Source organism: Anabaena azotica FACHB-119, assembly GCF_014697625.1.
GTDB lineage: Bacteria > Cyanobacteriota > Cyanobacteriia > Cyanobacteriales > Nostocaceae > Trichormus > Trichormus azoticus_A.
Genome location: NZ_JACJSG010000062.1, coordinates 1 through 25,051, shown reverse-complemented (window position 1 = coordinate 25,051; position 25,051 = coordinate 1). Strand labels below are relative to the sequence as shown.

Sequence of the window (25,051 nt, the reverse complement as noted above, 5' to 3'; positions counted from 1 at the left end):
GAAGTTTTTTCCTCATCTTTCTTAAATAAAAGCGATCGCCCGCCGGCCAGCTAGTGCGATCGCCTGCTCAAATCGTTGGGCAACAAAGTGAGCTAAATATAATGCTGACATATTTGGGGGGAAACCTACCACATCAGCATCAATGTTCACTTTGGTTATGCGTCTGTGACTGCTTTTTTTTGCATTTACCAGTAGTGGGCAATCATCATGCTGACACTAGAAACCGAAACATCACCAACCCTCCCCTACGGTGTTCTCAATGAGAGCATCAAAGAAACTTTCAAATCTCTCGACCGTTTCGAGTTGCAGGCTGTCAGTGAAGTTCTGCAAATGCGTGACGGGGAGCTTTACCTTGAAGCAGGGTACGCTGATTTCAAAGAATATTGCCAGCACGAACTATCCGCTTGGGGTGGGTTCCGACGCATCAACCAACTGTTAGGGGCGAAAAGAGTCATTGATACAGTAGGCGAGTTGGGGCAACATATCAAAAACGAACGCCAAGCCCGACCACTGCTCCGTCTAGTCAAGGAACCAGACAAGCTCCGGGAAGCTGTTGCGATCGCAGTACAGGAAAACCCCTCGCCCAGTCAATCGGATTTTGCGGCGGCCGCTCAGAAAGTGGTTCCACGAAATCCACGCCGACGCACCCTAGCCCCGGTTCAGGAACCATTGGTTCCTAAAACGAACTTCGTCAAAGTTACATCCCCGTCTCACCCCAGATGTGGAGAATCTGGAACCATTGAGACAGATCCGCCTAATCCCACAAGCCAGATAGTCACGTTTGCCGATGGTGAGAAGTTGTTGGTAAACAATACTGATTTGACTCACTTGAGTAATGACACAATTGAGTCATTTACCACAGAGCGCAAATACCCTCCAGAGTATGCAGAAGCGATCGCCGCAATCGAACAACAGTATCAGCAGAAAATAGAACGGCTAGAGCAAGAATTGAGGATTGGGCTACAGTCTGAGGCCACCGGCAGAGCCGAACAGCAAGTACAAGAACAACTAACGTCGTGGCAACAACTATACCAACAGCAGAAAGAGCAGATTATACAGATGCAACAACGCCTGGACGAGATGGAAGCGCTTAGAAAGTTGGAGGAAGAGAACGAGCAGTTAAGGCAACGGAATCAGGAGCTAGAGAACGTTGTAAAAGAAAATCCCACCCAGCAGTGGGGAAATACTCTTACCAAGCAAGCGGCGAAAGCTCTAAACAAAGAAGTTAAACGATCGCTGGAGAATACTATTGATCTGCGATCGCTGGCAGTTGAACCACCGAAGGAGAACGCCCAAGAATGTCTCAGGCTGATGGGTATCGCGCTTGGTAATCTAGCGACGGCCATGAACAATGCCCAAGCCTTGCAAGCGGCGGCTGTGCTTTTGGGAAGTGAACCAAACCCAACTGCGATCGCATATCGGGCAGAACAGCTACAACTCATACCCCAAGCAGTAAGTGATATTCGGGCGGTGCTTTCTAAGCCTGGGTGTACTTGGCAGGATTATTTAACGGTAGCGAGAGAATACGAGGTTATTGAAGAAGATTACTTAGCCCAATTAACCCCACAAGAGGTAGAGCTAATCACTGAATTAGAGAAAGCTGCACAACCCAAAATCATAGGTGTCGGGTCTATCGTTGCCCACAATGACCCGTACTTCGCTTTATACAACGCCAGAGGTGAAGTTATTCAAGACCTGGGTACTGATGTCTGGGTGGTTTGGGATCACTGGAAAGACCGAACCGAAAAATCATTCCGACATGACAAAGACGAATTGCGCCTGTTGTCGGACTAGCAACTACTAAATAGCTCAAACAACCGAATGCGGCATGGATCAACGGCTGCCGATATTTTCATGCGCCAAAAATTGGAGGAATATATATGAATGCAATCACAGTTATTTCACGCCAACTACACGGCTCACCTGTAGAACAACGACAACGCGATGGCTATATTAACGCTACGGCTTTAAGTAGTGCTTATAAATTGGCTACAGGCAAGCGGCGTGATGTTGCTCATTGGTTGGAATTAGAACGTACTAAAGAAACATTAAATCATTTGAGTTCAATCACCGGGATTCCGGTAATTGAGTTATATCAATCATTTCGGGGTTCTCCTGAGAATGGGGGTGGCACTTGGATACACCCGAAGCTGGCAGTCAGATTTGGCATTTGGCTTTCCGATGAGTTCGGCTATCAAGTCGAACAATGGGTTGAAGAATGGGTGCTAAAAGGGCAATCAACGGTGCTTGATTCCAAAGTTTTGGAATTGGAGAGCAAATTAGAAACAGCAATGCAGGCGATCGCCCAATTACAAGCCCAAGTACAAAACCTGTTGCCCCCATCATCTGATTTTATACCCCCTGGTTGGAAACCTGAAGTATGGCAATCTCTGCCTCCACAAGACAAACGCCACTTCCGTTTTTTGTACCGTCACCGTCGTTTCCGCCCCTCCCAGCAAGGTCAAGCTGAACCAGTAGCACTACCTGCCATCAGTACCGAGCAGATGAAAGAACAACAACGCTCTGAGGTGGCACAGTTAGTTGGTGAAGTATCCCCCGAAGAGAAACAGCAGTTGCAGGCTGCAAAACTCCAAGCACTTCGAGAATTTTGGTCACAGGCTCCAGAAGAAGACCAGAAAAATATGCCCTTTTAGCCAAATATGTTTTGCACACGGAAGGTAAGATATGAGCAGCATTGCCTCTGCTGAGAAATTTTCTGTCCTAGTTATTCTGCGCCGGGAATACCTTGACATTACAAACAACTACTGTGCCGCCAAGCTGATTGAGTATTTCCGGCACTGGACAAAGTGGAAGCTCAAGAACCACCGTACTCCCTGGATTTACCAGCCCCTCAAGCGAATCTACGCTGACCTGATGGGGGAGCATAGTCTTCATGTGATTCGGGCTGCGATCGCTCGGCTTGAGGAAATGGGGATTATCACCAAGCAGAAGAATCCGGGTAACGGTCAGGATAGGACTTGGCAGTATAAATTAAACTTTAATGTACTCAATGGGTTATTAGGACATCGCAAGTGCAAAACTGAACGTTCGGGATTCAATGCAGAACAACACCACAGTAACCAACCTAAAACTTCAAAACCACAACAACACAGTGCTGTTGAGCTTGAAAAAAGTGAGGAAGTGAAACCGGAGTTTTTGGAATGCGACCAGGAACCAATTTGCCAAACCCCAGAACCAGAGTTACCCCAGGTTACTCGCTACGTTGATGAACCAGAACAAGATGACTCGACTAGCGAGACAGACCATCATGAGGGCCATTCTTCCGCCGCCCCGGTTGAGTCAAATTTTCATGATAGTGATGATGATTACACCGAACCACAAGAAAAATCAGTACAACCGAGTCAGCAGGAGGTTCAGGAGGTATTGCAGCAGTTACGCGAAATTCCTTGTACTCCGCAGTTTCGGCTAAACGGGGAGATTCAGCGTACAGTCAAGCGGTATTGGGCGAATGTACCAGGGGCGATCGCTTACTTGAAGGAGGCAGTGCGGACTTGGAAGGGTATCAAGTCACCGGAAGCTGTGTTTGTTGCGGCTTGTAAGGAGGGGAGGAAGCCGGAAGCGCAGCAGGCTAAGTCTGGTGCGATCGCTTGGTTTGAATGGGCGAGGGGGCAGAGGATTGTGATTGCTATGTCAGGTGAGGTCGTGTACACGCCGGAGGGTGAGGCGGTGGCGTTGAGCGAGATGATGCGGCGGTATCCGGTGGGGGGATGAGTAGCTTTAGCTACTGATTAGTAGCATATTTCAGCAATCGTTCCCATCTTTAATGCAATATAGTATCGATTGCTTACAATGTGTCATGGTTTTGCATGGATTTGTTAATAAAATAACACAAAATTACATCACATGATTTATTATTTGAATAAAACGGTGTAAATATTGTAACTGGAATGAGACAATACCGAATATGACTCTAGCCGTGTTTATCGCTCATCTTTGTTAACATATTTGTTGTTTTTGCCTATTTGCTTAAAATAATGTATCGCTTTTCAGTTCAATTATAGAAGTTGCATTAGAGATAACAGCAAAGGAAAAAGACTTATTAGCATTGCTCGGCTACAGTAATGCTATATTGTGAAATCATCTTATCCACTGTGCCATGCTTCAAAAAAGCTGGGATAAGGCATTAGCTGGGTGCAGTACCAGATTACCTTGTAACAATCGATAAAACGAAGAATGTCACCACTTTTATCGATACTTTTATCGATTTTTTTTAATAAATAAATTTTTAATTCTTTAATAACTTCCAGGCATTGGTTTTGTAGTAGGATTTTGTTTAATGTTTCGGCAAGCATTAAATGTACAGGGTCGTAAGGGAAAGTTTGTATTAAATGGATTAAAGCTCTAAATGCAATTTCATTGCCAGGATTTATTTTACCTAAAACTCCAGCAGCCATTTGACAGATATGTTCATCTTTAGTTGTTTCAATAATCTCCTCTAATGTTTTTATCACAAGCTGATTATTAGGTTTAAGCTTACCTAAAATTTCAGCAGCAGATATACAATTTATTTCTCGATTAATATTGGAAACGTTTTGCTCTAAAATATTAATCGCAGTAGGATTATTAGGGTCAATACTTGCTAAATGTATAGCTACTCTTAACGCTATTGATTCATTTTGTGCTATCTCTTCTAGCACTTTGATTGCAATTTCTTTATTAGATTCAAATTCTCCTAAGCAAATAGCCGCTTCACAACGAGTTTGTAAAGTTTGAGATGCTTGTAGTAATTGTAGTAAAATGTGTATTACATCTTGATTATTAGGATCAATTTCCTTTAAATACAAAATAGCATTTAGCCTGTTGCCATTTTCTTTAGGAGATTGAATTATATTGACTAGTGCATTTATTGCTACTGAATTACCGGGATTGATTTTTCCTAAGCTCCAAGCTGCTATTTTACGGGTATGTTCATACTTGGCATTTTGTATTAGCTTCTTTAATACTTCATGTGCTATTTCATTTCCAGGATTGATTTTTCCTAAGCTATCTGCAACTATCCAAAGAAGAGTTTCTTCTTTAGTTATTTGAGCTAAAAACTCCAACGAGTTGACAGCAGCTTGGTTATTTATGCCAATTTTACCTAACATTCTAGCGGCTTCCTCTATAATTAAATTAGATGAATTAGCTGTGTCTTTAGGCTGCTTGTTTTGAATTAGCCAGGATAAAAGAATAATTACTCTATCGCGATCTGTCTGCTGTAAAGCTATTTTGGCTTCTTGAAATCCAAAAGGCATCAGAAAGTTACGCCATCCTTTATATATATCTGTGTAATAATGACCAAACGCAAGTATAGCAATGTTAGAAACGATTTGATTAGTATTTTCGTAGCTTAGTAACTCTGAATGACCAGGAATACCATCAAAAATATTTCGATATTTATCAAAGTCTTGAGCGAATTTGCTAGACATTAAAATATCTTTTTTAAAGGCTATTTCTCCTAAAAGAAAAGCATTTTGAATTTCGTGAAATAAGATATCATTTTGAAATTCAGCAATTGCTGCACCTGCAATAAAATATGCTCGATACTTATAAAAATTTTCCCATCCATCTTCAAATTTTACTAAAGACTTAATAAAATTGTTCTTCTGTTGCTTGGACACATCCTCTCGTCCAAACCATAGCAAAATAACCTCTCTCCATTGTGCTTCAAAAACTCTATAGCTAGCATTAGGCTCACTTGGATTTTCTGGAATGTGATTCAAAAAATAATGCCAATCATCAATCGCCAAAGCTGCAAAATACTCCTGAAAGGTAGGATGAAAAAACGCATACACTGCTTTTCTCTGATTTCCTACCTCTACCCCCACTTTATTCAACCATCCTAACCGTAAGGCTACCGCAAACAAGGAGTCTGTATCATCTGGATCATCCAAATACTCATATACAAATTCTTGCCGTAACCGAAACCGCATTGCTTCTTTATCAATAGCATCTCGCGCCAATTCACCTAAAGCCGCATTTAAACGCCTGCGTTGCTCCCTTGTCTTCGCAGATGGCTCTTTCTTCCACTTATAAAAATCTTCGACAAACTGCTCGTACAACTCCGCTTTTGTTTGGGGTAATTTTCCCTCACCTAAGTGCCAGTTGAAACACAACAATGTTAGCCGCAATGGGTTTTTTACCAAATCTCGAATCCTTTCCTTCCCTGGTTCCCTCAAAGCTGTACACAACTGTTCTCCTATCTGCGTTTCTGCTGATGGTTGGGAGCCAAACCAATTGCTAATAAATTTTTCTACTTGCTGGGGGTAAGAAAACTCCAAGGTTCGATAATTATCGAAGGAATGCAGAGGGTTAATACCACCATCCCAAAGATTTAAGCGACAAGAAAGTAGAATCCGCGACTGTTGTAGCAAACCACCTTGACAAATTTGACGCTCAATTTCTCCTAATGGGTTGCCATCGGTGACTTGCATTTCATCAACCCCATCCAGCACTAGCCATACTAACCCCTGATTAAATTGCGCTACGAAATCATTTTTAACTTGGGTAGATGCTTCTGCTTGTCCTGCTGTCCGGGCTACTGCTTGCAACCATACCTCTAACAAATATGATTCCAGGTCATGCGATCGCACCTCAGCCAGAGAAACCCAAATCACAACAGACTGTCCTACATCCTTCAATACCCATTTGGCAATCTGCTGTAACAGTGTAGTTTTCCCCGCTCCTGGTTCTCCGATAATCGCAATGCGTTTCCCCTGACTTTTGGGGCTTCGTCTATCTCTTATTACCTGCTCTAGAAACTGCTGATGCTCAAACGTTTGTGTAATTTCTGTTTCGTGATAAAGTTCGGAACCTTTCTCTGGTGAAACATCTTCTTGTCGCCGAGGTTGCTTTTTACGCTCTACAAGCCCCAACGGTACATACACCTGCTCGGTTCGGTAAGTAATCCCCTCACCAAATGTAAGCGGATTTGTTGTCAGTCGCAGATGCTCATCTAAGAGTGAGGAGCTAACTTGATGCCAGTTAATTTCTAATCTCTGGTTAGGCTGCTCATTGTAAATATTGTAGATATCCCCGCCGATTCTACCCGCATGAACATTCTCAGCATTTATAAACCCGCCGCCAAGCTGGGCATTGTGTAAGTCGTTGTTATTGACTTGCTTCGGGTCTTGGGAGTCCGGCATGACGTTGGGGTTAGCGGGTTGAGAGTGATTGTTATAAATGCTGACTACCTATTTTTTCCGTCAACAATGTTTGTATCCACTTTGCCGAGTGTAAGATAGGTTTATAATGAATTGAACGCTATTTTAATTTAAATATTTTCATCCCTCCCTAAAGTTTTGCTAATGTAGTTTAGCTTTGAGAAATTCTAAATCCTTGTCGATTGCTAGCTCAAGAATAACATCGTCAATAATCTGAGCAATAGCCACGCCATATTCTAGTAGAAATATCGCTTCTAAAAACTGCTTTTTCTTAGCTATTTTCGTTGCTTCATGCCACAACTCATGAACCCATGAAATACATTCCTGATGAGTGCTACATGAATTGACAACTGTTTCAGGTTTAACCTTTTTTAGTTTTTCAATAATATCTGCAATATTATATTTAGAAGAATTTTCATGATCTAGCACTTCCTGCTCAAAATATGTATCTGCTTCCTTGGCTAATTTTTGATTAGACTTGTATTCTGTTGCATGATTCTTGATAGCTTGCAACTGCTGTTCAATTGCATCTAGCTTTTCAGCAAGTTCCTTGAGTATACGTTCTTCTTCCTGAAGTTGTTGTTCATACTGAAACTTGCGAGATGGATCTGTCTCAATTACCCATGCGTGTCTTATGCTAGCTACTTTCTGGCTTTGGATTGTGTAAGTTTTTTCTAGTGCATCTCTTTGGGATTGCGATCGCTGCTGTTGATTTGGTGATGGGGTTGGGCTATCTGATGCCATCTGCTGCTTTCCAAGGTAAATATTGTAGACATCTCCACCAATTCTTTCTGCATTTACAGACTCGGCATTAATTAAACCACCACCAAACTGAGAGTTAGGCAAGTCGTTATTGATGACTTGATTTAGTTCTTCTGAGTCTGACATAGTTCGGTTTGGGCAGTTATAAGCGTTATCATTGTCAATATAATCACCAATCCTTTATACGTCAACAGGTGTAAAATCTGGCTTAATCCCGCCTAAGCTCCATTTGCGCGAAGTGGTCTTGCAGCAGTTTGTGGATGAAGCGGTCGCTAACGCCCAAGTGGTAAAAAATCAACATCTTGATTTCAAGTATAAAACTTAACAATACAGTGAATTATCAAGCCCATGCCTATACAACAGAAATTCGGGCAATATATTTGATCTACCTTTAATACCTTTACAAATCTTTAAAACTTTCTTCCTGAAGTTAGTCGAAATGCTTGAAAAAATTAATGGAAATTTTTATGGAGCAAAAATGTCTGAACAAAATTTGGACTATGTTGATAGATGTATCCAGTTTTTAAAACAAGAGAAAGAAAAGCTTGGAGAGACGACTCCATTTACCCAAGTTATAGATGAGGCAATTAATATATTCGAGAATTATAAAAAATCCTTACCTACTTATAAACCACCTATTAATGCTCAAAGGATGCCTCCAAAAAAAAGGATAAGTAAATAAGGAATAATATTTAATATTATAGGTAGTTTTTTATTAATCTCAATAAAACTAATTATAAATTTTTTGAAGTAGTATATTAAGATATTTGCTCACTTCCTTGGGTACTTCAGAATTATCTGTCCAATTCTCTGCTTCAATTATAAGAATATTAAAAGCAGATTCAAAAATTTCGCGTTGACAATCTCTAAAAACTTCTTTAGTTTCATCTGAAAGAGGAAGGGCAGAAAAGAAAATGATAGATTCATAAAGCCAGTCGATGCAAATAAATAAGTTGCCGCAAAAAGCTTGTATAGCTTGGTATATAAATTCGTCTTCATAAAAATCACTAATATCTATATTTTTAAGAGCTTCTGCGGTTATAGATATAGCTAAATGACATCTGACTTTAATTTTTTCTAAATACTTAGCTATTAAATAATGTGCGTAAACGGTTTGGCTATTAGAAATATATTCAATTTTGTATTCATCATTTTTACGAAACAAACTATATACGGTATTTGTATAATTTTTATTTTCTTTGAAGTAATTTATTACCTCTAGTTTTACTTTTTCAGACAAGACATCTGTTTCTATAATGGGTTTTAATACTTCTATAAGTATTTGTCTTAGTTGAATCTCATCATTTCCAATATTTATAGTATTAGTAATATTAACTGTTTCGGCATCCACAAGGCTGCCAGCAAATTGAGAATTTCTCAAGTCATTATTAGAGACTTTTTTGGTGGTTTCTGAATCAGACATAAGTAAATCTAATTTTTAAATAATTATTTGACATACATTTAATAAAAATTGTATTTTCATTAAATGTATTATTCAGAGACTAAGTTAAAACAGATATTATTTCACCTCAATCTTCACTACGCTTAAGCTAAGTTCAGCTTCTAAAATTCCCCAGTATCTTGCCAACCTTCTACAGCAGCCATAAACACATTTACCAAAGGATGGTCGATTAACTCTTTAAATGCTTTCGTTCTCCCAGACTTCAATGCACCAATCACCTCTGCTTTCAATGTCGGGTTACTCTCAATCTCATCCATTGCTCTAGCCACGACAGTCATTTTTTGCGATGTCGTAGTCGTCGGGTATATTTGACTCAGTTGGTTAAGAAGCTGCTGAATTTCTGCTGCGGCTTGGGCAAGGTTCTGCTTTTGCTCCGGGTTGTAGTTGGTGATGTTGCCACCGATTTGTCCTGCATTTACAGTGTCGGCATTGACTAGACCACCACCGAATTGAGCGCCCTGCAAATTAAAAGTAGAAGTTTTTTTACTTATTCTTTGCTCTGGTTTTTCTGTCTGTCCTTTCAAGCTCCCATCAGGCTTTGGGGTCAGAACTTCCTCTTGGAGAAAATCCTTAATAAATTGAACCAGTAACCGATGTTGTACTGCATCACTATTGGCGGGAGTTGCAATTGTACTGTGATCTGAGCCGGGAACCTTAAATGAGTTCCCAAAATACTTTGCACCAGAGAAAGGTTCAACAATTTGTTTTTTAATCAATCCTTTTCCGTATAGAGGTAAATCTTCAATCAACTCTTTGCCTCTAATCTGTAAATCCTTGTTTGTTCTGAGATTGATAAAATCTTTATCTAAATCATTGAGCCACACATTACTTTGAGAAAATCTCAGTGCGCTAGCTTGAGTATGACCCATAACACTTGATAGAAGCCCTAGCATATTTGCATAGTCAGAACCCAAAGAAGGTGATGCTACTAAAAACAGACCAATCTTGGTCAGACCTCTTTCAACTAGCATTGAGTGTTGGTTTACGAGAAACCGCCTTGTTACAATCCCTCCCATGCTATGACAAACAAATATAACCCCTGTGCTACTAATTAAGTCATCCAATAAAAAGTATTCTCTTAAAGAATCAACAATATCGCTTAAGCTATAAAAACCTGTATTTATACCAGTCCGATAAGAAAATACATAAATCCCAATATCAGCTAATTCACTTTCATCTCTGAGTAAATTAGGCCAGTAAGAGCCATTCTCATGCCTCCAACAATCCTTGCTAGAATTTATACCATGAATAAATATAATGTTGAGGCCATTTTTCGCTTTTCTTGTCCATTGCCCTTGCATCGTATTGATTCAATCCTTAATGTTTTTGTTATCTTGAATATTCTGTACTTAACCTTAACTTTGTTGCTAGGAAGGTAGATTAATTGACTTGCTTTGGTTTTTGGGAGTCTGGCATGGGTTAGTTTGTTTGAGCAAGCTTAAGCATTATTACTGTAAATAATATCACTCTCGTCTTTTAGTTCAACAGATGCAAATTCTTTCTTAATCTTGCTTAAACTCCATTTGCGCGAAGTGGTCTTGCAGCAGTTTGTGAATGAAGCGGTAGCGGCCGCCGACACGCTGTAGCAGCATACGTTCGGTGCAGTAGTTGAGGAAACGGGCATAGTTCCAAGGGATGTAGCCGTTGAGGTAAAGGATGAGGCGTAGGGTAAAGTGTTGAATTGTAGCATCTCCACCAGCAACTAAACCAAAAATCAATCCAAAAGTTATACCGATAATTACCCCTTCTATCGGGGTATGAATTATTGCTACAAAAAGTCCTATAGGTGTTCCTATAATTAAAGCTGAAAGAAAAGCATTAAGTGCAGATTGCCGAATACCTTGATTTGACATTATATTTTTTTCTATACTTTTATCAGGCTGTCCCAAAAGTAAACCTGTCAATAGAGGAAACATTATACCTATAATAATTATATAAATTTGCCCTTGATGTCTCTGTAATAATATCAATAATAATGAGCATATAAAGATTGCAATACTTATTCCCACAGCCAAACCAATCAATAATTTTCTTTTATTTAGTTGTAATAAGGATATCGTTTTTATAATAACTATTTTTTGTGAAGGCAACCAATAAGTGACATCTAAAACAATTCCTACTATTATTCCAATAATAATATTTTGATATAACAGTTTAAATATTATTGCTATAGATATACCAATAATTAATCCTAGCATAAATTTATACAATATCTTTAAAGCTTGATTGCTTAACCAAGATGGCTGTATTTCTTCAATTAAAAACTCAGTTTTTGATTCTCGCTGCATTTGCCCTGCTAACCAAACAAGCGACATTTGCGTTTTTCTAGGATTAGGAGTTTTATTGTTCAAATATGCCCTACTGTCAATATCCCGTGTCAACATCCGCCCTATATAGGCATTTAGTAAATACTGAATCCGGTCGGATGTAGAGTCCAAACGCTGCCATTGTTCAACAGCTATCTCTTGAGATGCTAGAACAGTAACGCTAAGTAATAAGGGAGTTTTAACTAACTCTAGTAAATCTAAGTCGTTACTGATAGTTGACCACAGTTCTATATAATTTATAGACGTTAGATAATCACAAATTTGAGTGTTGGTTAAAGGCTGTAAGTAGATAGCACCGTTAAGCTGTAACTGAGTTGCGTAGTTACTATATTCCTCAATCCGACTACAAACAACTAGAGAAAGCGGTCTATTTTCGCCTACTAAAAACTGATTAATTGCACGGACGCAAAATTCTTGACGCTGTGGCTCAAGTTCATCTAACCCATCAAGCAACGGTAGTAATTGGTGATTGTCTACCCATTCTTGACCAAGATTTTTTGAGACACCATAATTAGATTTAAGTTCAGCCATTAACCAATCAGTTATGGATTGTTGGCCATCTTTCCATGAAGACAAGTTAAACAACACTGGTACGGGATAATCAGGCTGTTCCTCTGCACGTTTAATTAATTCTTTAGCCAGTTCTAAGAGTGTGGTAGTTTTACCTGACCCTGGTTCACCCAAAATTAAAAGCTTACCTGCTATTTCTTGAGAGTCAAAGACTTGCAAAATTGTTGTCGTGTCTGGGAGAGGTTCAGCCGGCTTTAAACCAATTTTTATTTGTGCATCCCAAGGGCGTTTTACCTGCTGGCGTTGTGACTCCTTCCCTAAATTGATCAGCACGACATTGTGTAGAGATTGGCTTAACCGCAAAGTCACTTCTTCCTTGACTGCGCTTAGTAGTATACGCTCATTCTTTGATCTAGCAGGGTCGCCTACTGGTGTTGTCTGCTGCCCAAAGAAAAAATTCCAGATGTCCCCGCCGATTCGCCCAGCGTTAACATTCTCAGCATTAATCAACCCGCCACCAAGCTGGGCATTACGTAAGTCGTTATTATTGACTTGCTTCGGGTCTTCTGCGTCCGGCATGGGTTAGTTCGGGCAGGTTTAAGCATTGTTGTTATGAATATTACCACCTATCTGCTGTGATTCAACATTAATCGCATCCACCAGTCCACTGGCCAACTGAGAATTTATTATATTTGTGTTAGAAACTTTCCTTGGATTTTCTGCTAGTGCTTTTTGAACCGATCCTTGTTGTTCCACTATGTCAAACAGACGATTAATTTGTGCTTCTTGCCTAACAATTACTTTGTCTTTATCTTCTAGTCTTGCTTGGTACTGCGCTTCCAATGTCTTAGCCGCAAATTCATACCCCTGCATGAAGTCGTTGTAAATTTTGGCTTTATCTGCATCAGGGGCAACAGCTACTCTGACTAAAAGAACACCATCACCTTTTTTTTCAATGCTTTGGACATCCAATTGTCCACCTTGGTTTTCAACTTCTAATTTTTTGAAGGAGTAGGCGAAAGCATCCCAGTCGATACCGTTACGAAAGATTAGGTCAACAGTTTCTAAAGACTTTTGGAAAAGTTTAGCAAATTCTCCAGGGGCAAAATTACCACTGCTGGGATAGCGTTCTCGCTTCTTTTGCCGACGATAAACATAGTTACAAATCACACCATCTAATTGTGTACTGCTATTGATATGCCAGTCTTCTATACAAACGCCTGTTAAGTTTGCTCCGCTAAAATTGGTATCCAACGCTCTAGTTCTTACCATGTAAGCCCATTGAAAATTAGAACCAGTAAAATCAGATTTATTTAAAATTGCTTCATTCAAAATAGTTCGGCTAAGGTTAGCACCCATAAGAATTGATCTGCTAAAATTGGTTTCACTTAAATAAGCTTGGCTAAAGTTAGTATTATTAAAAACAGCATCAATTAGCTTTGCTCCACTTAAATCGACTTGACTAAAGTTAATCCCACTAAAGTCAAAATCATTAATTAAGGCTTCGCTTAAATCTGGCCTTATACTAGGATTTTCTCTTCTCCATCTATTCCAATAATCAATGCCTTTTTCAAATATTGCTAGATGCTCCTTATTCGCCATCGCTGGTTAACCCCTATGCTCATCTGTTGCCAACAAATTACTCCGCATCCTGCCACCCGTCGATTGATGCCAGCAGTATATTAATCAAAGGATTATCGATTAACTCCTTCAACGCTTCGGTTCCCCCAGCCTTCAACGCACCAATCACCCGTGCTTTCAACGTTGGGTTACGCTCAATTTCATCTACAGCCTTAGCCACAACGGTCATTTTCTGTGATGTCGTAGTTGTGGGGTAGGTCTGGCTTAGTTGGTTGAGAAGCTGCTGAATCTCTGCTGCGGCTTGGGCGAGGTTCTGCTTTTGCTCTGGGTTGTAGTTGGTGATGTTGCCGCCGATTTGGTTTGCGTTTACGGTGTCGGCGTTGACTAGACCGCCTGCGATTTGAGCTTGTTGTAAGTAATTGTTGACAACTCTTTTAGGTGTTTCTGACACGGCAATTAAACCTTGATTTACTGTTTTAAATGCTACTTCTAAACTTTGAATTTGCCCATCTTGTTGAGCTAATAAAAATATTAAATCTTCTTTTGGTAAAGCTTTCAGCTTGTTGTAAGTCTCAAAATACTCAGCACTCAGTTGAGACTTATCGCCAGCGATCGCTGTTTTGGCACGGAGCAAAAATTTATCTTCACCCCGCACTTCCATTCCCACAATCCGCAAATCTGCCTCTGGGTGATTTTCGGCTAGTTGCTTGAACGAGATAGCGATCGCTCTGGGGTCAACCCCTTGGCTATGGTACAAGTCGAGTGTATCGAAGATGGGCTTGATGAAATCGCCAAATTCCCCGTCTGCAAATACTTCCTGACGATTGTCAGGCTTACGATGCGGATCTGGGTTGTCTAGAGTAGGCAGGCGCATATAAACGTATTCACAGCGCACTCCGTCAAACTTGGTATCAGTCGTGATGTTCCAATCTTCAATGTATGCCCCCGTGAGAGTTGCGCCTGTGAAGTCTGTGCCGTCAAGTTGCGTTTGCACAAGCTTGGCTCTGGTTAAGTCTGCATCTTGTAGGTTCGCATGGCTCAAGTCTGCACCGATGAAGCTGGCATCTGCTAGATTAGCGCCTTGTAAGTTGACTGTGCGTAGATTTTGATAGTCAAAGTTTTGGTTCTGCCCTTGCCCTGTAACTAATAACTGCCTGATTTGTGAGTTATTAAGCCAAATTATCTTTCCAACACGAGCTAAAAATAATTTTTTAGCGTTCAACCAGATGGTACGAGTTACAACAGCCCCCGTAAAATTTGTACTTTTAAGTGTTGCTTGAGTAAAATTAGCATCTGTTAGATTAGCTCTGCGAAAGTTTGTCCCTCCCATTGTTGCAAAAAATAAAGCTATTTTTAAAATAGAATTAAAATTTTCATCTTTAAGTAAAGCTCTCCAAGATATAATTCCTCCGATTAACGCTACAAAAATAGAGCCTAAAATAGGATTACTTCCATTTTCAAACTGGATATTCTCTAATACAAATGCTAAAAAGTTATTCACTCCCATATCATCAACCATGTTGATAAAGGGCATTGTTAGAGTCCATACTGTATTGAAAAATGGAGCAATAATCACAAATAATGCCAAAATAAAAACTGTAAAGATTAATTTTCTACCTGCTACAACTCCAGCTAAAGTTAAAATAATAGATAAAAGTAGTGATATAACTACGGTTCCAATTAAGGCAGTACCTACAGTTCCCAAAGTGTTTTTAATGTGCTGATCTATCAAAAAAGGAAATACAGTTATGCTAACTATTGCAGATACAATTGCTAAACTAAATGTTAGTCCGTAATATCGGGTTATTGTAAAAAAGAAGCTTAATATAACTAAAACAGTCAAACCTGTAATTAAAGAAGCCAAAATTCCAAAAGAATCTTGTATATAAAAACTCAGCATTATTGCTGTTACGGCATTATTTCTTTGAGATACCACTCCCCACAAAATTGCTGTGAGAAAAGAAATTACGATCCACAAGCATTTCCAATGTGGTTCCAATCCAGCTTGCACACCACTGAAGTTTGCTCCTGTTAAATTTGCTCCACTAAAATTGCAAGAACGAATATCTGCACCACTAAAGTTTGCCCCAACAAGGTTTTGATTTTTGAATGAGCGACCTCTGAGGTTTTGGTGTGAGAAGTCTTTGGTCATGGCAGGATTAGTGAAAGCAAGCGTTGACGCTGGATACACTTTGAGTATCCACTTTTACGGACTGCCGCACAAGATTCTGAGCTAGAGCCATAACATTTATTGCGATCGCCTGCAAGGAATGTCCATCACTACACTCTAGTTTATGACCGTAAGCTAGGACTACAATCATCAGCCAAATTATGAAAAGTAAACCAGAAACATTTCAGAACTCGTTCCCATCCCTAACGCCGCGCAGTCTCTACCGTAATTCCTTTAGCGTTGGTAAATTGAATAAATTCTATACCTTTATCAAAAAACGTCAGCAACAAGTTGATTGCGGACAAAAAGAATACGTATGAAAAGCATTCGCCCTTTACGAGTAGCGCTAACTGTAGGAATCGGGGTGGTCTTAATATTGGCGGTGGCAACGGCTTACCGCCAATGGCAGGCTACAACACAAGGATGGTGCGTTCGCTCCACTCCTAATGGTAAGCAGCAAGTTTTGTATGGTAATGATTGTCGTGGGTAATGCGATCGCTTCGCGTGTCTTCTGCCTCCTGGTCTTTCACTGGCAGCACGACCGCCGCAGCGACTACCATCTGGGGCGATGTCGCTAGGAACACGCTTTATATTTGTAGTAATTTTCTGCGTTCATCATTATGGAGAAGACGAGACTCTCGCTTTTTCAGCGATTACAAAGCATCAGTGCGAGATATAGATTCAATCAACTCCTCAACTTCTTCTTCGTCTAGACATTGTTTTACCTGGCTGCTGAACCACTTGGATTCTTCTACTTCTGTGTCTTTGACCCGGTAAACCAATAATGTTCCGGCAACGCGGGCCAGAGTAAGAAGTGATGGAGAAAGGTGGCTCAGTAAATCACACGCATCCTGGTATATTTCCATGACAGATGATTCGTCCAAAGGAGATCCTAACTGAGCGGAAAGCTGTTTTAGGTTTTCCTGAATAGATGAATGGAAGTCTGGATCTTTGGGATGGAAAACAGAGGTACTCATGATTGTCGTTCAAATACCATTGGATTGGGACTTTAAGCAATATGTGGTGGGCTGAGTAAGGCGAAAGCAAGCCTGCTCAGGAATATAACCACAGCAGTATTAAAGAAGCAAAGTTGACAATCCCCGCACTTTTAGGGCGGGGATTCTACATTCTAAGATGAGCCGATAAAGTTTTTGAGGTTGTTTTGATAGTTAGCTGTTTTTCTTACCTTTGAACGACTGATGCCAATATTTGGTCAATAGCTGCCAATACATCAGCATCTAACTGCACGCCTGATGCCGCAGCGTTATCAACAATTTGATCTGGACGACTAGCACCAATAATGGCAGAAGAAACGCGCTCATCTTTTAATATCCAAGCCAGAGCTAATTGTGGCATACTTAATCCCAAATCTTGGGCAATTGGCTTGAGTTTCTGTACTGCTGCTAGTGTGCGTTCGTTAAACAACTCTTCCAACAAAAATGAGTTCATCTTATCGTTAGCAGCACGAGAATCTTGAGGTGGAGCTTGTCCTGGTTGATATTTGCCAGTAAGTACACCTTGAGCTAACGGCGACCAAACAATCTGACCAATGCCATTAGCTGCACATAATGGAAACACCTCAGCTTCTGGTTTACGCCACAGCATAGAATACTGAGGTTGGCTAGACACAAAGCGTTCAACATCAGGCAAATTCAGTGCAGCTTGAATTTGTGCTGGAGTCCACTCGCTAAAGCCGATATACCGAGCTTTTCCCTGACGAACGACCTCGGTCAATGTCGTCATTGTTTCCTCTAAGGGCGTGTTCGAGTCATAGCGATGGCATTGGTACAAATCAACGTAATCAGTACGCAATCGTTTTAAGGAAGCATCAATTTGTTTTCGGATTTGAGATGCTGAAAGCCCTCGGTCTGTAGCTGACATAGGAAAGAAAACTTTGGTTGCTAAAACATACTCGGAGCGCTCCACCCCTTGTAATACATCACCCAAAAAGGACTCAGCCCCTCCGGTTGCATATACATTTGCCGTGTCAATAAAGTTAATTCCCACATCAAAAGCTTTGTGTATACAAGCCTGAGCATTTTGTTGCTCAACGCCACCTCCGTAAGTTAACCAGGAACCGAGACTAATTTCGGAAATACGCAACTCGCTGTTGCCTAATTGTCTATACTTCATTTGTATTTCTCGTTTCACTGGTGTTTTCATCTTTAGACCTGCCCAAAAAGCTAGGGTATTTACACACTTTGTCCCAACCTGCCTAAGCTTTCCTCAATCAAATTGCAGATATTTTGTCTATTTATATACATCTTCAAGAAAATCTGTTAAATTGCTTGGATTTTGCGATAAGCTCTTGTAATTAACCAGCCATTTACCAGCTTCATGAGTATTATGGGTCAGCCTATGTATCCAGACAACTGGAAACAATTAGCCACAGCATTAAAAGCGGCTTCTAACTGGCGCTGTGCTAAGTGCGGTAGAGCCTGCTTACGCCCTGGTGAAAAACGCGATAATTTAACTTTTTCTGAGCGTAAAGCTCACACCTTACAAGTACACCATTGGAACAGAGATCCGTCTGATAATCGCATAGAAAACTTAGTTTGTCTGTGTAGTGGCTGTCACTTGTCCTACCACCGCTTTGGCAGAGGCAATGTTTCACCTGGGCAATTGTCGCTGTTTGGAGAACAGAAAGTTGGTTAAGTGAGTAACTTGATTGGTTTTGATGAAGTAACCCTCACCCAAACGCAAAACCCCATACCAGAAATTTACTAGAGTATCGCTGTATGTGTTCCTTTGATATTGTGATTGACCAAGCTAATGAAGCAGATGTGACAGGAATTGTGGAGTTAGCCCAAGCCAATGATCCAGAGCATGGTGGGATGTTGCTAGGTCGTCTTGAAACTGAAGCAGTCAGCACAACAATCTCGCAGATGCCCAGCATAGTTGCCCGCAAAGATCATCAAGTCGTCGGATTTTTACTCACTTGGCCAAAAGCATCAGTACAGATACCAATTATCGCCACAATGTTACAAGTCTACCCTGGCAATAAAGACGCTTATTTGTATGGCCCCATCTGCGTTGAGGAAACCATGCGAGGTCAAGGTATAGCTGCGGCAATGTTTGCTAAGTTGAAAAACTTGTTGCCGCAGCGTCAAGGGATACTATTTATTAAAGCCCATAATGAACCATCATTACGCGCTCATCAAAAGATGGGGATGTGCCAGATAGCAGAGTTTACGTATGAAAATACGAGGTTTTTGGTGTTTGCCTACGATGGCTGAGTGAGTCTTAAGCAAAGCCCGCCGCAGGTATTGCATAAGATCAAAGAAGTAGAACTTGTTGGCTAGAGGGGGCAGAAGGCGCAACTGGAATTTTGGGAAGCGCGGGAGTGAGTTAGGTAGGAGCGATCGCTTAATTAATGAGTACCACAAGATGTAGGAGCTAATGATGAGTTGCTAGATATTGTATTTGGTGCAGTGGCGACCAAAACTACATTACCATTAGCATCCACCCTCCACCCCTGAGCTTCTACTATTTGATCCGGTTGATTCACTTGTTGGACTTGCTGGTGTGATATATTTTCTGTACTTCTATCTTGTATAATGGCTGTTGTGTTTTGGCTGCTAACAGAATCATCCTTCTGCTGTGACTGTAGCGATATCCAATCTGCCAACACCGCATCAGCCATTAATGGTTCTGTGGGGTTAGAGGGGATTCCGCCACGTCCAGTTACAGTAAATTTATTCTTTGCTAGTCTTCCACTATTGCAAGTGGCAACAATTTGTCTGGATGTATCAACCACATTTACAGGTAATTCTACTAATCCTTGACTGGGGTCAACATCTGGAGAATTAATTTGTACAGTGCCATTCAATGAAGGATTTTGTTGAGAAAATGCAGTAATATCGTTGGTTGGAAGATTGCTTGGGTTTAGTTGGTCAGCTTCTTGAGTATTCAACAACTTCACTAAGTCTTCACGAGTACGCGGTACAAACCCAAAAATACTTTTAGCGTTAATTATAATTTTTCCACCAGATCCTAAGAAAGCATTCGCGGTGATATCACTATTTTCATTGGGAGCAGCAACGAGGAAACCTGACGGCGCGTTGATGGTAATGTTACCGCCATCCCCACCGGACTGTGCTGTGCCTGCGTTAGTGGATATTTGACTGTTGCGGCGCATCAGTAATAAATCCCTCACCTGTAGCGCAATATTACCTCCCTGACCTGAATAACTATCAGATGTGAGTTTTCCTTTGTTGTCTAAAAGTATAGAGCGAGCTGTTACATTTAGCTCACCTGCTTTCCCTAAATTGACTGTATTTTCTGGGTAGATGTAATTATTGTTAAATAGACTGCTAACAATCACTTCTGCTTCGTCACGAATAATCAATTGTCCTGTATTGATTGTTAGTTTTCCTGCATCCCCCGAAGTGTTAGTCGAAGCAAACAAGCCACTACCCTTACCTCTTACTTCTAAGGATTCGGAGGCAATCACAGTTAAATCTCCTCCAGTACCTCTACCAGCTATAAATTGTCCGTTCCGAAACACTGCACTAGATTCTGTTGTAATCTGTCCCCCATCTTGAATGAGCAGCCTCTTGGTGTCAATGAATATATCACCTGCTTTTCCAGCAACAGCAGTTCCACTAGATAAGGAGCTAGGGAACAAACTATTATCCGGTGAGAGAACGCTACCAATCACCTCTACAGACTCAGAAGCGTTCACAGTTAACTTTCCTCCATTCCCCGTCCCTCTAGTCGCAGTTGAGATGGCTGCACCATCCCGAACGATTAATTTCTTGGCATTAATTGTTAAGTCTCCGCCATTATTTGCACCCGTAGTTTGAGTTCTTAGGCGAACAAGATAACCAGTAAGTTCAACGGTGTTACCTTGCACTTGAATATTTCCTCCGATGCCATCTCTATTATTAGCATCTACCTGAGATGGAATCAAAGAACCTTGATAAGTGCGCGGGATTAGTTGAATGTTTTGGAAATTTTGGACAGCTTCATATCCCAATAGCCAACCTTGGTTCGTTGGTTTCAGGCTGACCAAACTATTAGCAGCGACACTTCCTAGCTCTATTCGTCCTGAAGGTGCTGTTAAATTTCCGCCTGAGAGCGTTATGTCACCTCCTACAAGTGCTAAGGTTTTACCGGGTTGTACTTGTAGACCAACAGTTGTGCCATTTGAATTTGATGCTTGGGATTGATTTTGGATAGGGCCGGCAGTTGCTCCGAATTGTAAACCAATAGGAACATTTACTGTTAGCATGGGTTGTGATTGAGTATCCGTGGCGCTAAACTTGCTTCCATCGTCAAAGTTTAGACTATTCGCTGTACTCGCTACGAATGAACCGCCAAGTTGTAAAGAAGCATTGGGGCCAAAAATAATCCCGTTAGGATTGATGAGAAACAGGTTGGCTGTGCCGTTAACTTTAAGTATACCATTAATTTCAGAAACAGATTTCCCTGTTACCCGACTTATAATATTCTGAATATCCCCAACATATTTAAACTCAGCTATGCTTCCATTATTAATTAGAGAAAACTCCTGAAAACTGTGGAACAGATTATTGCCTTTTACAGTACCACCTTCAATAATGATAGTATTTCCCTGTGTTTGAACAAGCGAATTAGTAGGTAGAGTATCATCCGGGACAATTTGAGCAATAGCAGAATTGGCAGATATAGCTATTACACTACATATTGCAATTCCTAAACTTTGAAATAAGTTACAAAAACCATTCATACCAAAAATACTCCCTTTTAAAATGATTACTAATCGCTGAATAAACGTGAATTTTTGCCTATATTTAGTTAGGCTTAACGTAGCAATTGTTATATCATTTAAAGGATAGCATATTGAAGAAGAATACATCCGTCAGAATGTAATCTACAGGTAATCAGATTAAATAGACAATGAGAGTGAAGATTTTTAATCCCTTTATTCACAACTGATTGTACAGAATTAATTTTGAATTACGAGACTGACGTATGTATTCTTTCTTAAGAAAGCATCGAGAAGATGCCACATTATTCTCCACTCAATCTAGTTTGTTAAGAACTTTAAGCTAGATTAAGTAAATAGATAATACTATTAAGACTTACAGACCCAATTTCCATCTTCATCATATCCGCAAGTTCTTTGCGAAGTATTATTAGAGGTAACTGTCATTGCAATAACCCCTTTTTTCTTCAAAACAGCATTTTTAGAATCATTGAAGTTAGGATTTGATTTATCTCGGTTATTACTCAATTCGTTCTGAACTTCATCTAGTAACTGTTGTTGTTTCTGAGAATCCATAACTGTTATTGCACTCTGGTAATTGTCTGAACTTGCTTTGTGATGTACTAATGAACATAATTTCGATTAGTACAGGTGGAGAATGAGAAAATCAAGTTTAGAGAGGGAGGAAAGGATTAAGTTTTTGATTTTTTTGTGAATGGTTACAATTGTAATTTCAGTTTGACTGGGAACGATTACGCATTGTGTAACAAAACTTCATAATAACAACCAGATGTTGACTATAAAGTTGCAAATTGATTTATACCTATGCTTGTCTTTCATAATTCCTGTCTGTGTCTATGGAATTAGGTAAAGTGTGATTGCTTTTCTTCTATATATATTAATGTTGATGCCTTATATATTAATGTTGATGCCTTTTCCCCTTGGATGTCTCGTAATCCGGGCAGTGATCCTCCTTCACCCCTTCTGGATGAATCCCACATACCAGCACCACGCCCCCGTACTTCACGCCGTGGAAATTCTGGCATCCCCGGCAAGCCTTGGGTACTTGTTGCGATGGCGTTCCGCCCAGCGAAGCTGATCGCAGTTGCCGCAAAATCCGCTCTTCTTCCTCGTCTTCCTCCACGCAGATAATCTCGTACAAACCCTTTATGCTTGCGACTTGCAGCAAGGAACCACTTAATATAAGGATTATTGCCGCCGCAGTGGTTTTCACCCCACCCCCCGTAGCCCCTCTTGCAACCGCAATTCCAAGCGTTAGCAGCAAAGCACCAGATCCAGCCATCGCACAATACTTGAACTTGGACAAGGTATTCCGCATCAGTTCCTCCTAAAATCTGGGCATTTATCCCCCTTTACGCCTTTTGGATGAATCCCGCACACCAGCATCACGCCCCCATACTCCTTGCCGTGATAATTGCAGCATCCTCGGCAAGGCTTAGGAATATCAGGCGATCGCTGAAAAAGCCGCTCAAATTCCTCCGAGGCGTAAATTGTGTGCAGTTCGGTTAACCCCCAGATTTTTAGCCTCAAACCGCCCAACACCAGAGTTATCCCCAGCGCAGTGCTTTTTATGCCGCTTGTAGTCGTGGCCCTTGCAGCGATTGTCACTCCCAAGGATACCAAGACAACGCCAGAGGCAATGAGCGCACAATACTTGACCTTGGACACAGCATTACTCATCAGTTTCTCCTAAAATCCGGGCAGTGATCCTCCTTCACCCCTTCTGGATGAATCCCACAAACCAGCATCACGCCCCCATACTCCTTGCCGTGATAATTGCAGCATCCCTTGCAAGGCTTGGGGATTTCTTTGAGTGGCTGCTGAGATATGCGGCGTACCTCTTGTTCCATGCCAGCGTAGCCAAAATCTAACAGGTTTAAGCCTATGATCAAAAGAGCGAACCCATTAACCAAGCCACTTAGACCTTCTCTCTGAAATCCTAGTAACAGCACTACCGTACCGGCGATGGCACAAATAGCTCCCCCTACCAGCATTACCGCACCCAACATTGCTGTGATTGTGTACAAAAAATATCGGAACTTCCTCACTCGTCCACCCCTCCCAAAATCCCACCAACCAAAGCGCTCCCCAAACACCCCGATAATCCCACCAACATAGCCCCCAAGCAAATGTTCTTACGCGATCGCCAATCGTAACTGCTACTGCTCGTCGGACTGGCATTAGCCGCTATAATCTCAAACCCCCAGCAGCCCAAAGCGCCCACGGCGGAAAAGCAAATACTGAACGCGAAAGCTAGTGTTACGGGGTACATCATATCTTGGAGTAGTGCGCGTGTTCTGCGGCGTGGGGTTGGGCGAGGGCGGAGTATGATTTTGTGATGATCGTACTCAGCTTGATATTGGCGGGTGGTTCTTTTTTGTTGGTGATTCATATTTATGCCTGTGTGAAAGAAAAAAAGACAGTGTTAACTGTCGTTAGAAGTGAAGCGATCGCTCTTGTTAAATATTTACGCCAACGCCTCATCTGATACTGGAATGTAATCAGGAATATCCCCTGGAAACACCAGAGCATCAAAGCCCAGTTTTCTAAGTTCCTGCGCCTTTTCTATACAGGTTTGCACCATGTAGTTACGGTAGAAGATGCACTTGCTGTCCGCAAATACAACATAAAGTGATGCACTACCGCCTGAAAAGTGATTATAGTTGCTGCTGTTGTTCACGCGATGTCTCCGACAAGGCTTACGCCAACGCCTTTGATTCCAATGTCCTTATCAGTTCCCGAATTACATCCGTCGCAGGTCTGCCAGTTGTTTGGCAATAGGTTTTTAATGCCTGTACTTCGGAGGAACTTAAATTAACTGTGATGCGCTTGACCGACCATTTTCTGTTAACCATAATTTCCTTTTGATGTTTATTTTTATGAAAAAAATAGATTTCAGCAGAAGCAATTGCCTCTACTGAAATCTGGGCTTATAAATTAGTAGGGTGCATCCTCCCAATAACCAACTTCATCGTCAAATTCTGGCTGCGGCTGCATCGACTTTAGTTTCTCAATAAAGTCATGAAATTCATATTCCGTTAATGACTGCCGACCTTTCTTTCCATACTGCTGCATAAGAAACTGTTGACCTCGTTCTGAAGTCCAGCCCAAATTTTCCACCAATCGTTGTGACTCCATCATTAAAGAGTTGCGATTACTACCCCCACTCGGAGCAACTTCTGGTTGGTTCTTAAACTGTGCCAAGCCTTTTTTCCACCAGTCAGTGATGGAATTATGCAGTACCGAGATGTCCTGTGCGATCGCTTTTCTACCAATACAATAATCCTCCCAATTTGAAACTGTGGGCTTTTCAAATCCTTGGCAGACACAAGCATCTGAGGATTGCCCATCCTTTTCACGCTGTTC

At 41.0% G+C, this 25,051-nt stretch carries 26 protein-coding genes and 1 pseudogene; 7 read left to right on the top strand and 20 right to left on the bottom strand.

The genetic code is table 11. From position 1 onward, the window contains the following. Window positions 1–21: 21 nt before the first annotated feature. Complete coding sequence (locus H6G83_RS36080; RefSeq protein ID WP_277876456.1) at window positions 22–150, bottom strand: hypothetical protein; 129 nt, start codon at window positions 148–150, stop codon at window positions 22–24. A 57-nt stretch (window positions 151–207) separates the two neighbouring features. Between H6G83_RS36080 and H6G83_RS30470 the strand changes: the two genes are divergently transcribed. The 3 genes from H6G83_RS30470 to H6G83_RS30460 all read left to right on the top strand — a co-directional run bounded on the left by H6G83_RS30470 (window position 208) and on the right by H6G83_RS30460 (window position 3,732). Beyond that, window positions 208–1,794, top strand: a complete 1,587-nt coding sequence (locus H6G83_RS30470) for a hypothetical protein (protein ID WP_190479093.1) — start codon at window positions 208–210, stop codon at window positions 1,792–1,794. Between the two features lie 86 nt (window positions 1,795–1,880). Next, window positions 1,881–2,654, top strand: a complete 774-nt coding sequence (locus H6G83_RS30465) for a KilA-N domain-containing protein (protein WP_190479092.1) — start codon at window positions 1,881–1,883, stop codon at window positions 2,652–2,654. Between the two features lie 31 nt (window positions 2,655–2,685). Beyond that, complete coding sequence (locus tag H6G83_RS30460) at window positions 2,686–3,732, top strand: hypothetical protein (protein WP_190479156.1); 1,047 nt, start codon at window positions 2,686–2,688, stop codon at window positions 3,730–3,732. A gap of 371 nt (window positions 3,733–4,103) precedes the next feature. Here the strand turns inward: H6G83_RS30460 and H6G83_RS30455 are convergent, their stop codons facing one another. Together H6G83_RS30455 and H6G83_RS30450 are read right to left on the bottom strand one after the other, a co-directional pair. Beyond that, window positions 4,104–7,145, bottom strand: a complete 3,042-nt coding sequence (locus H6G83_RS30455) for an NACHT domain-containing protein (protein ID WP_242044954.1) — start codon at window positions 7,143–7,145, stop codon at window positions 4,104–4,106. 159 nt (window positions 7,146–7,304) lie between these two features. Then, a complete protein-coding gene (locus H6G83_RS30450; RefSeq protein ID WP_190479089.1) occupies window positions 7,305–8,051 on the bottom strand; it encodes a hypothetical protein in 747 nt (248 codons plus the stop codon). A gap of 313 nt (window positions 8,052–8,364) precedes the next feature. Here H6G83_RS30450 and H6G83_RS30445 point away from each other — a divergent pair, with 313 nt between their 5' ends. Continuing rightward, the gene (locus H6G83_RS30445; protein ID WP_190479088.1) at window positions 8,365–8,607 is read left to right on the top strand and encodes a hypothetical protein; all 243 of its coding nucleotides are present in this window, start codon (window positions 8,365–8,367) and stop codon (window positions 8,605–8,607) included. A 48-nt stretch (window positions 8,608–8,655) separates the two neighbouring features. On the opposite strand, the gene H6G83_RS30440 is transcribed toward H6G83_RS30445, so the two are convergent. The 6 genes from H6G83_RS30440 to H6G83_RS30415 form a co-directional block, all read right to left on the bottom strand. Further along, a complete protein-coding gene (locus H6G83_RS30440; RefSeq protein WP_190479085.1) occupies window positions 8,656–9,348 on the bottom strand; it encodes a hypothetical protein in 693 nt (230 codons plus the stop codon). Window positions 9,349–9,488: 140 nt separating this feature from the next. Beyond that, a complete protein-coding gene (locus H6G83_RS35650) occupies window positions 9,489–10,688 on the bottom strand; it encodes an esterase/lipase family protein (RefSeq protein ID WP_242044953.1) in 1,200 nt (399 codons plus the stop codon). 201 nt (window positions 10,689–10,889) lie between these two features. Then, the gene (locus tag H6G83_RS30430; RefSeq protein ID WP_190479084.1) at window positions 10,890–12,803 is read right to left on the bottom strand and encodes an NACHT domain-containing protein; all 1,914 of its coding nucleotides are present in this window, start codon (window positions 12,801–12,803) and stop codon (window positions 10,890–10,892) included. 18 nt (window positions 12,804–12,821) lie between these two features. Beyond that, window positions 12,822–13,826 (bottom strand): pentapeptide repeat-containing protein, encoded by a 1,005-nt coding sequence (locus H6G83_RS30425; RefSeq protein ID WP_190479082.1) that lies wholly within the window; start codon window positions 13,824–13,826, stop codon window positions 12,822–12,824. A 37-nt stretch (window positions 13,827–13,863) separates the two neighbouring features. Beyond that, window positions 13,864–15,957, bottom strand: coding sequence for a pentapeptide repeat-containing protein (locus tag H6G83_RS30420; RefSeq protein ID WP_190479080.1), 2,094 nt, complete (start codon window positions 15,955–15,957; stop codon window positions 13,864–13,866). Window positions 15,958–15,964: 7 nt separating this feature from the next. Further along, on the bottom strand, window positions 15,965–16,126 hold the full coding sequence (locus H6G83_RS30415; protein WP_190479078.1) for a hypothetical protein: 162 nt from the start codon (window positions 16,124–16,126) through the stop codon (window positions 15,965–15,967). Between the two features lie 165 nt (window positions 16,127–16,291). Here H6G83_RS30415 and H6G83_RS30410 point away from each other — a divergent pair, with 165 nt between their 5' ends. Next, window positions 16,292–16,465 carry a hypothetical protein gene (locus H6G83_RS30410; protein WP_190479076.1) on the top strand — a complete coding sequence of 58 codons (174 nt, stop codon included), beginning with the start codon at window positions 16,292–16,294 and terminating at the stop codon, window positions 16,463–16,465. A gap of 163 nt (window positions 16,466–16,628) precedes the next feature. On the opposite strand, the gene H6G83_RS30405 is transcribed toward H6G83_RS30410, so the two are convergent. Both H6G83_RS30405 and H6G83_RS30400 read right to left on the bottom strand, forming a co-directional pair. Continuing rightward, window positions 16,629–16,952 (bottom strand): hypothetical protein, encoded by a 324-nt coding sequence (locus tag H6G83_RS30405; protein ID WP_190479074.1) that lies wholly within the window; start codon window positions 16,950–16,952, stop codon window positions 16,629–16,631. A gap of 205 nt (window positions 16,953–17,157) precedes the next feature. Next, the gene (locus H6G83_RS30400) at window positions 17,158–18,138 is read right to left on the bottom strand and encodes an aldo/keto reductase family protein (protein ID WP_242044952.1); all 981 of its coding nucleotides are present in this window, start codon (window positions 18,136–18,138) and stop codon (window positions 17,158–17,160) included. Between the two features lie 183 nt (window positions 18,139–18,321). Between H6G83_RS30400 and H6G83_RS30395 the strand changes: the two genes are divergently transcribed. Next, window positions 18,322–18,630, top strand: a complete 309-nt coding sequence (locus tag H6G83_RS30395) for an HNH endonuclease (protein WP_190479072.1) — start codon at window positions 18,322–18,324, stop codon at window positions 18,628–18,630. A gap of 83 nt (window positions 18,631–18,713) precedes the next feature. After that, entirely contained in the window at window positions 18,714–19,211 is a 498-nt protein-coding gene (locus H6G83_RS30390; RefSeq protein WP_190479070.1) for a GNAT family N-acetyltransferase, read from the top strand. A 134-nt stretch (window positions 19,212–19,345) separates the two neighbouring features. Here H6G83_RS30390 and H6G83_RS30385 read toward each other — a convergent pair whose 3' ends face one another. From H6G83_RS30385 to H6G83_RS30345, 9 genes and pseudogenes are all read right to left on the bottom strand, one after another. Next, window positions 19,346–21,685 carry a two-partner secretion domain-containing protein gene (locus tag H6G83_RS30385; protein WP_190479068.1) on the bottom strand — a complete coding sequence of 780 codons (2,340 nt, stop codon included), beginning with the start codon at window positions 21,683–21,685 and terminating at the stop codon, window positions 19,346–19,348. A gap of 348 nt (window positions 21,686–22,033) precedes the next feature. Next, complete coding sequence (locus H6G83_RS30380; RefSeq protein WP_190479066.1) at window positions 22,034–22,240, bottom strand: hypothetical protein; 207 nt, start codon at window positions 22,238–22,240, stop codon at window positions 22,034–22,036. Window positions 22,241–22,527: 287 nt separating this feature from the next. After that, window positions 22,528–22,974 carry a hypothetical protein gene (locus H6G83_RS30375; RefSeq protein WP_190479063.1) on the bottom strand — a complete coding sequence of 149 codons (447 nt, stop codon included), beginning with the start codon at window positions 22,972–22,974 and terminating at the stop codon, window positions 22,528–22,530. A gap of 28 nt (window positions 22,975–23,002) precedes the next feature. Next, window positions 23,003–23,365 carry a hypothetical protein gene (locus H6G83_RS30370; RefSeq protein ID WP_190479154.1) on the bottom strand — a complete coding sequence of 121 codons (363 nt, stop codon included), beginning with the start codon at window positions 23,363–23,365 and terminating at the stop codon, window positions 23,003–23,005. Beyond that, window positions 23,365–23,712, bottom strand: coding sequence for a hypothetical protein (locus H6G83_RS30365; RefSeq protein ID WP_190479061.1), 348 nt, complete (start codon window positions 23,710–23,712; stop codon window positions 23,365–23,367). The genes H6G83_RS30370 and H6G83_RS30365 overlap by 1 nt, the downstream gene beginning before the upstream one ends. Before the next feature lie 17 nt (window positions 23,713–23,729). Continuing rightward, window positions 23,730–24,077, bottom strand: coding sequence for a hypothetical protein (locus H6G83_RS30360; protein WP_190479059.1), 348 nt, complete (start codon window positions 24,075–24,077; stop codon window positions 23,730–23,732). A 75-nt stretch (window positions 24,078–24,152) separates the two neighbouring features. After that, on the bottom strand, window positions 24,153–24,365 hold the full coding sequence (locus tag H6G83_RS30355; protein ID WP_190479057.1) for a hypothetical protein: 213 nt from the start codon (window positions 24,363–24,365) through the stop codon (window positions 24,153–24,155). Window positions 24,366–24,384: 19 nt separating this feature from the next. Continuing rightward, a complete protein-coding gene (locus H6G83_RS30350) occupies window positions 24,385–24,540 on the bottom strand; it encodes a CopG family transcriptional regulator (RefSeq protein ID WP_190479055.1) in 156 nt (51 codons plus the stop codon). Window positions 24,541–24,622: 82 nt separating this feature from the next. Further along, window positions 24,623–25,051 (bottom strand): annotated as a pseudogene (locus H6G83_RS30345) (hypothetical protein); the annotation flags it as partial.

Bases quoted from the DNA above. Each gene is read 5' to 3' on its own strand.
- H6G83_RS30370 (WP_190479154.1), bottom strand. From the start codon at position 23,365: ATGAGTAATGCTGTGTCCAAGGTCAAGTATTGTGCGCTCATTGCCTCT.
- H6G83_RS30405 (WP_190479074.1), bottom strand. From the start codon at position 16,952: ATGAGTACCTCTGTTTTCCATCCCAAAGATCCAGACTTCCATTCATCT.
- H6G83_RS30385 (WP_190479068.1), bottom strand. From the start codon at position 21,685: ATGAATGGTTTTTGTAACTTATTTCAAAGTTTAGGAATTGCAATATGT.
- H6G83_RS30425 (WP_190479082.1), bottom strand. From the start codon at position 13,826: ATGGCGAATAAGGAGCATCTAGCAATATTTGAAAAAGGCATTGATTAT.
- H6G83_RS30440 (WP_190479085.1), bottom strand. From the start codon at position 9,348: ATGTCTGATTCAGAAACCACCAAAAAAGTCTCTAATAATGACTTGAGA.
- H6G83_RS30460 (WP_190479156.1), top strand. From the start codon at position 2,686: ATGAGCAGCATTGCCTCTGCTGAGAAATTTTCTGTCCTAGTTATTCTG.
- H6G83_RS30380 (WP_190479066.1), bottom strand. From the start codon at position 22,240: ATGGATTCTCAGAAACAACAACAGTTACTAGATGAAGTTCAGAACGAA.
- H6G83_RS30350 (WP_190479055.1), bottom strand. From the start codon at position 24,540: ATGGTTAACAGAAAATGGTCGGTCAAGCGCATCACAGTTAATTTAAGT.
- H6G83_RS35650 (WP_242044953.1), bottom strand. From the start codon at position 10,688: ATGCAAGGGCAATGGACAAGAAAAGCGAAAAATGGCCTCAACATTATA.
- H6G83_RS30420 (WP_190479080.1), bottom strand. From the start codon at position 15,957: ATGACCAAAGACTTCTCACACCAAAACCTCAGAGGTCGCTCATTCAAA.
- H6G83_RS30445 (WP_190479088.1), top strand. From the start codon at position 8,365: ATGCTTGAAAAAATTAATGGAAATTTTTATGGAGCAAAAATGTCTGAA.
- H6G83_RS30395 (WP_190479072.1), top strand. From the start codon at position 18,322: ATGGGTCAGCCTATGTATCCAGACAACTGGAAACAATTAGCCACAGCA.
- H6G83_RS30465 (WP_190479092.1), top strand. From the start codon at position 1,881: ATGAATGCAATCACAGTTATTTCACGCCAACTACACGGCTCACCTGTA.
- H6G83_RS30390 (WP_190479070.1), top strand. From the start codon at position 18,714: ATGTGTTCCTTTGATATTGTGATTGACCAAGCTAATGAAGCAGATGTG.
- H6G83_RS30430 (WP_190479084.1), bottom strand. From the start codon at position 12,803: ATGCCGGACGCAGAAGACCCGAAGCAAGTCAATAATAACGACTTACGT.
- H6G83_RS30455 (WP_242044954.1), bottom strand. From the start codon at position 7,145: ATGCCGGACTCCCAAGACCCGAAGCAAGTCAATAACAACGACTTACAC.
- H6G83_RS30360 (WP_190479059.1), bottom strand. From the start codon at position 24,077: ATGAATCACCAACAAAAAAGAACCACCCGCCAATATCAAGCTGAGTAC.
- H6G83_RS30415 (WP_190479078.1), bottom strand. From the start codon at position 16,126: ATGATTGTAGTCCTAGCTTACGGTCATAAACTAGAGTGTAGTGATGGA.
- H6G83_RS30410 (WP_190479076.1), top strand. From the start codon at position 16,292: ATGAAAAGCATTCGCCCTTTACGAGTAGCGCTAACTGTAGGAATCGGG.
- H6G83_RS30450 (WP_190479089.1), bottom strand. From the start codon at position 8,051: ATGTCAGACTCAGAAGAACTAAATCAAGTCATCAATAACGACTTGCCT.
- H6G83_RS30400 (WP_242044952.1), bottom strand. From the start codon at position 18,138: ATGAAAACACCAGTGAAACGAGAAATACAAATGAAGTATAGACAATTA.
- H6G83_RS30470 (WP_190479093.1), top strand. From the start codon at position 208: ATGCTGACACTAGAAACCGAAACATCACCAACCCTCCCCTACGGTGTT.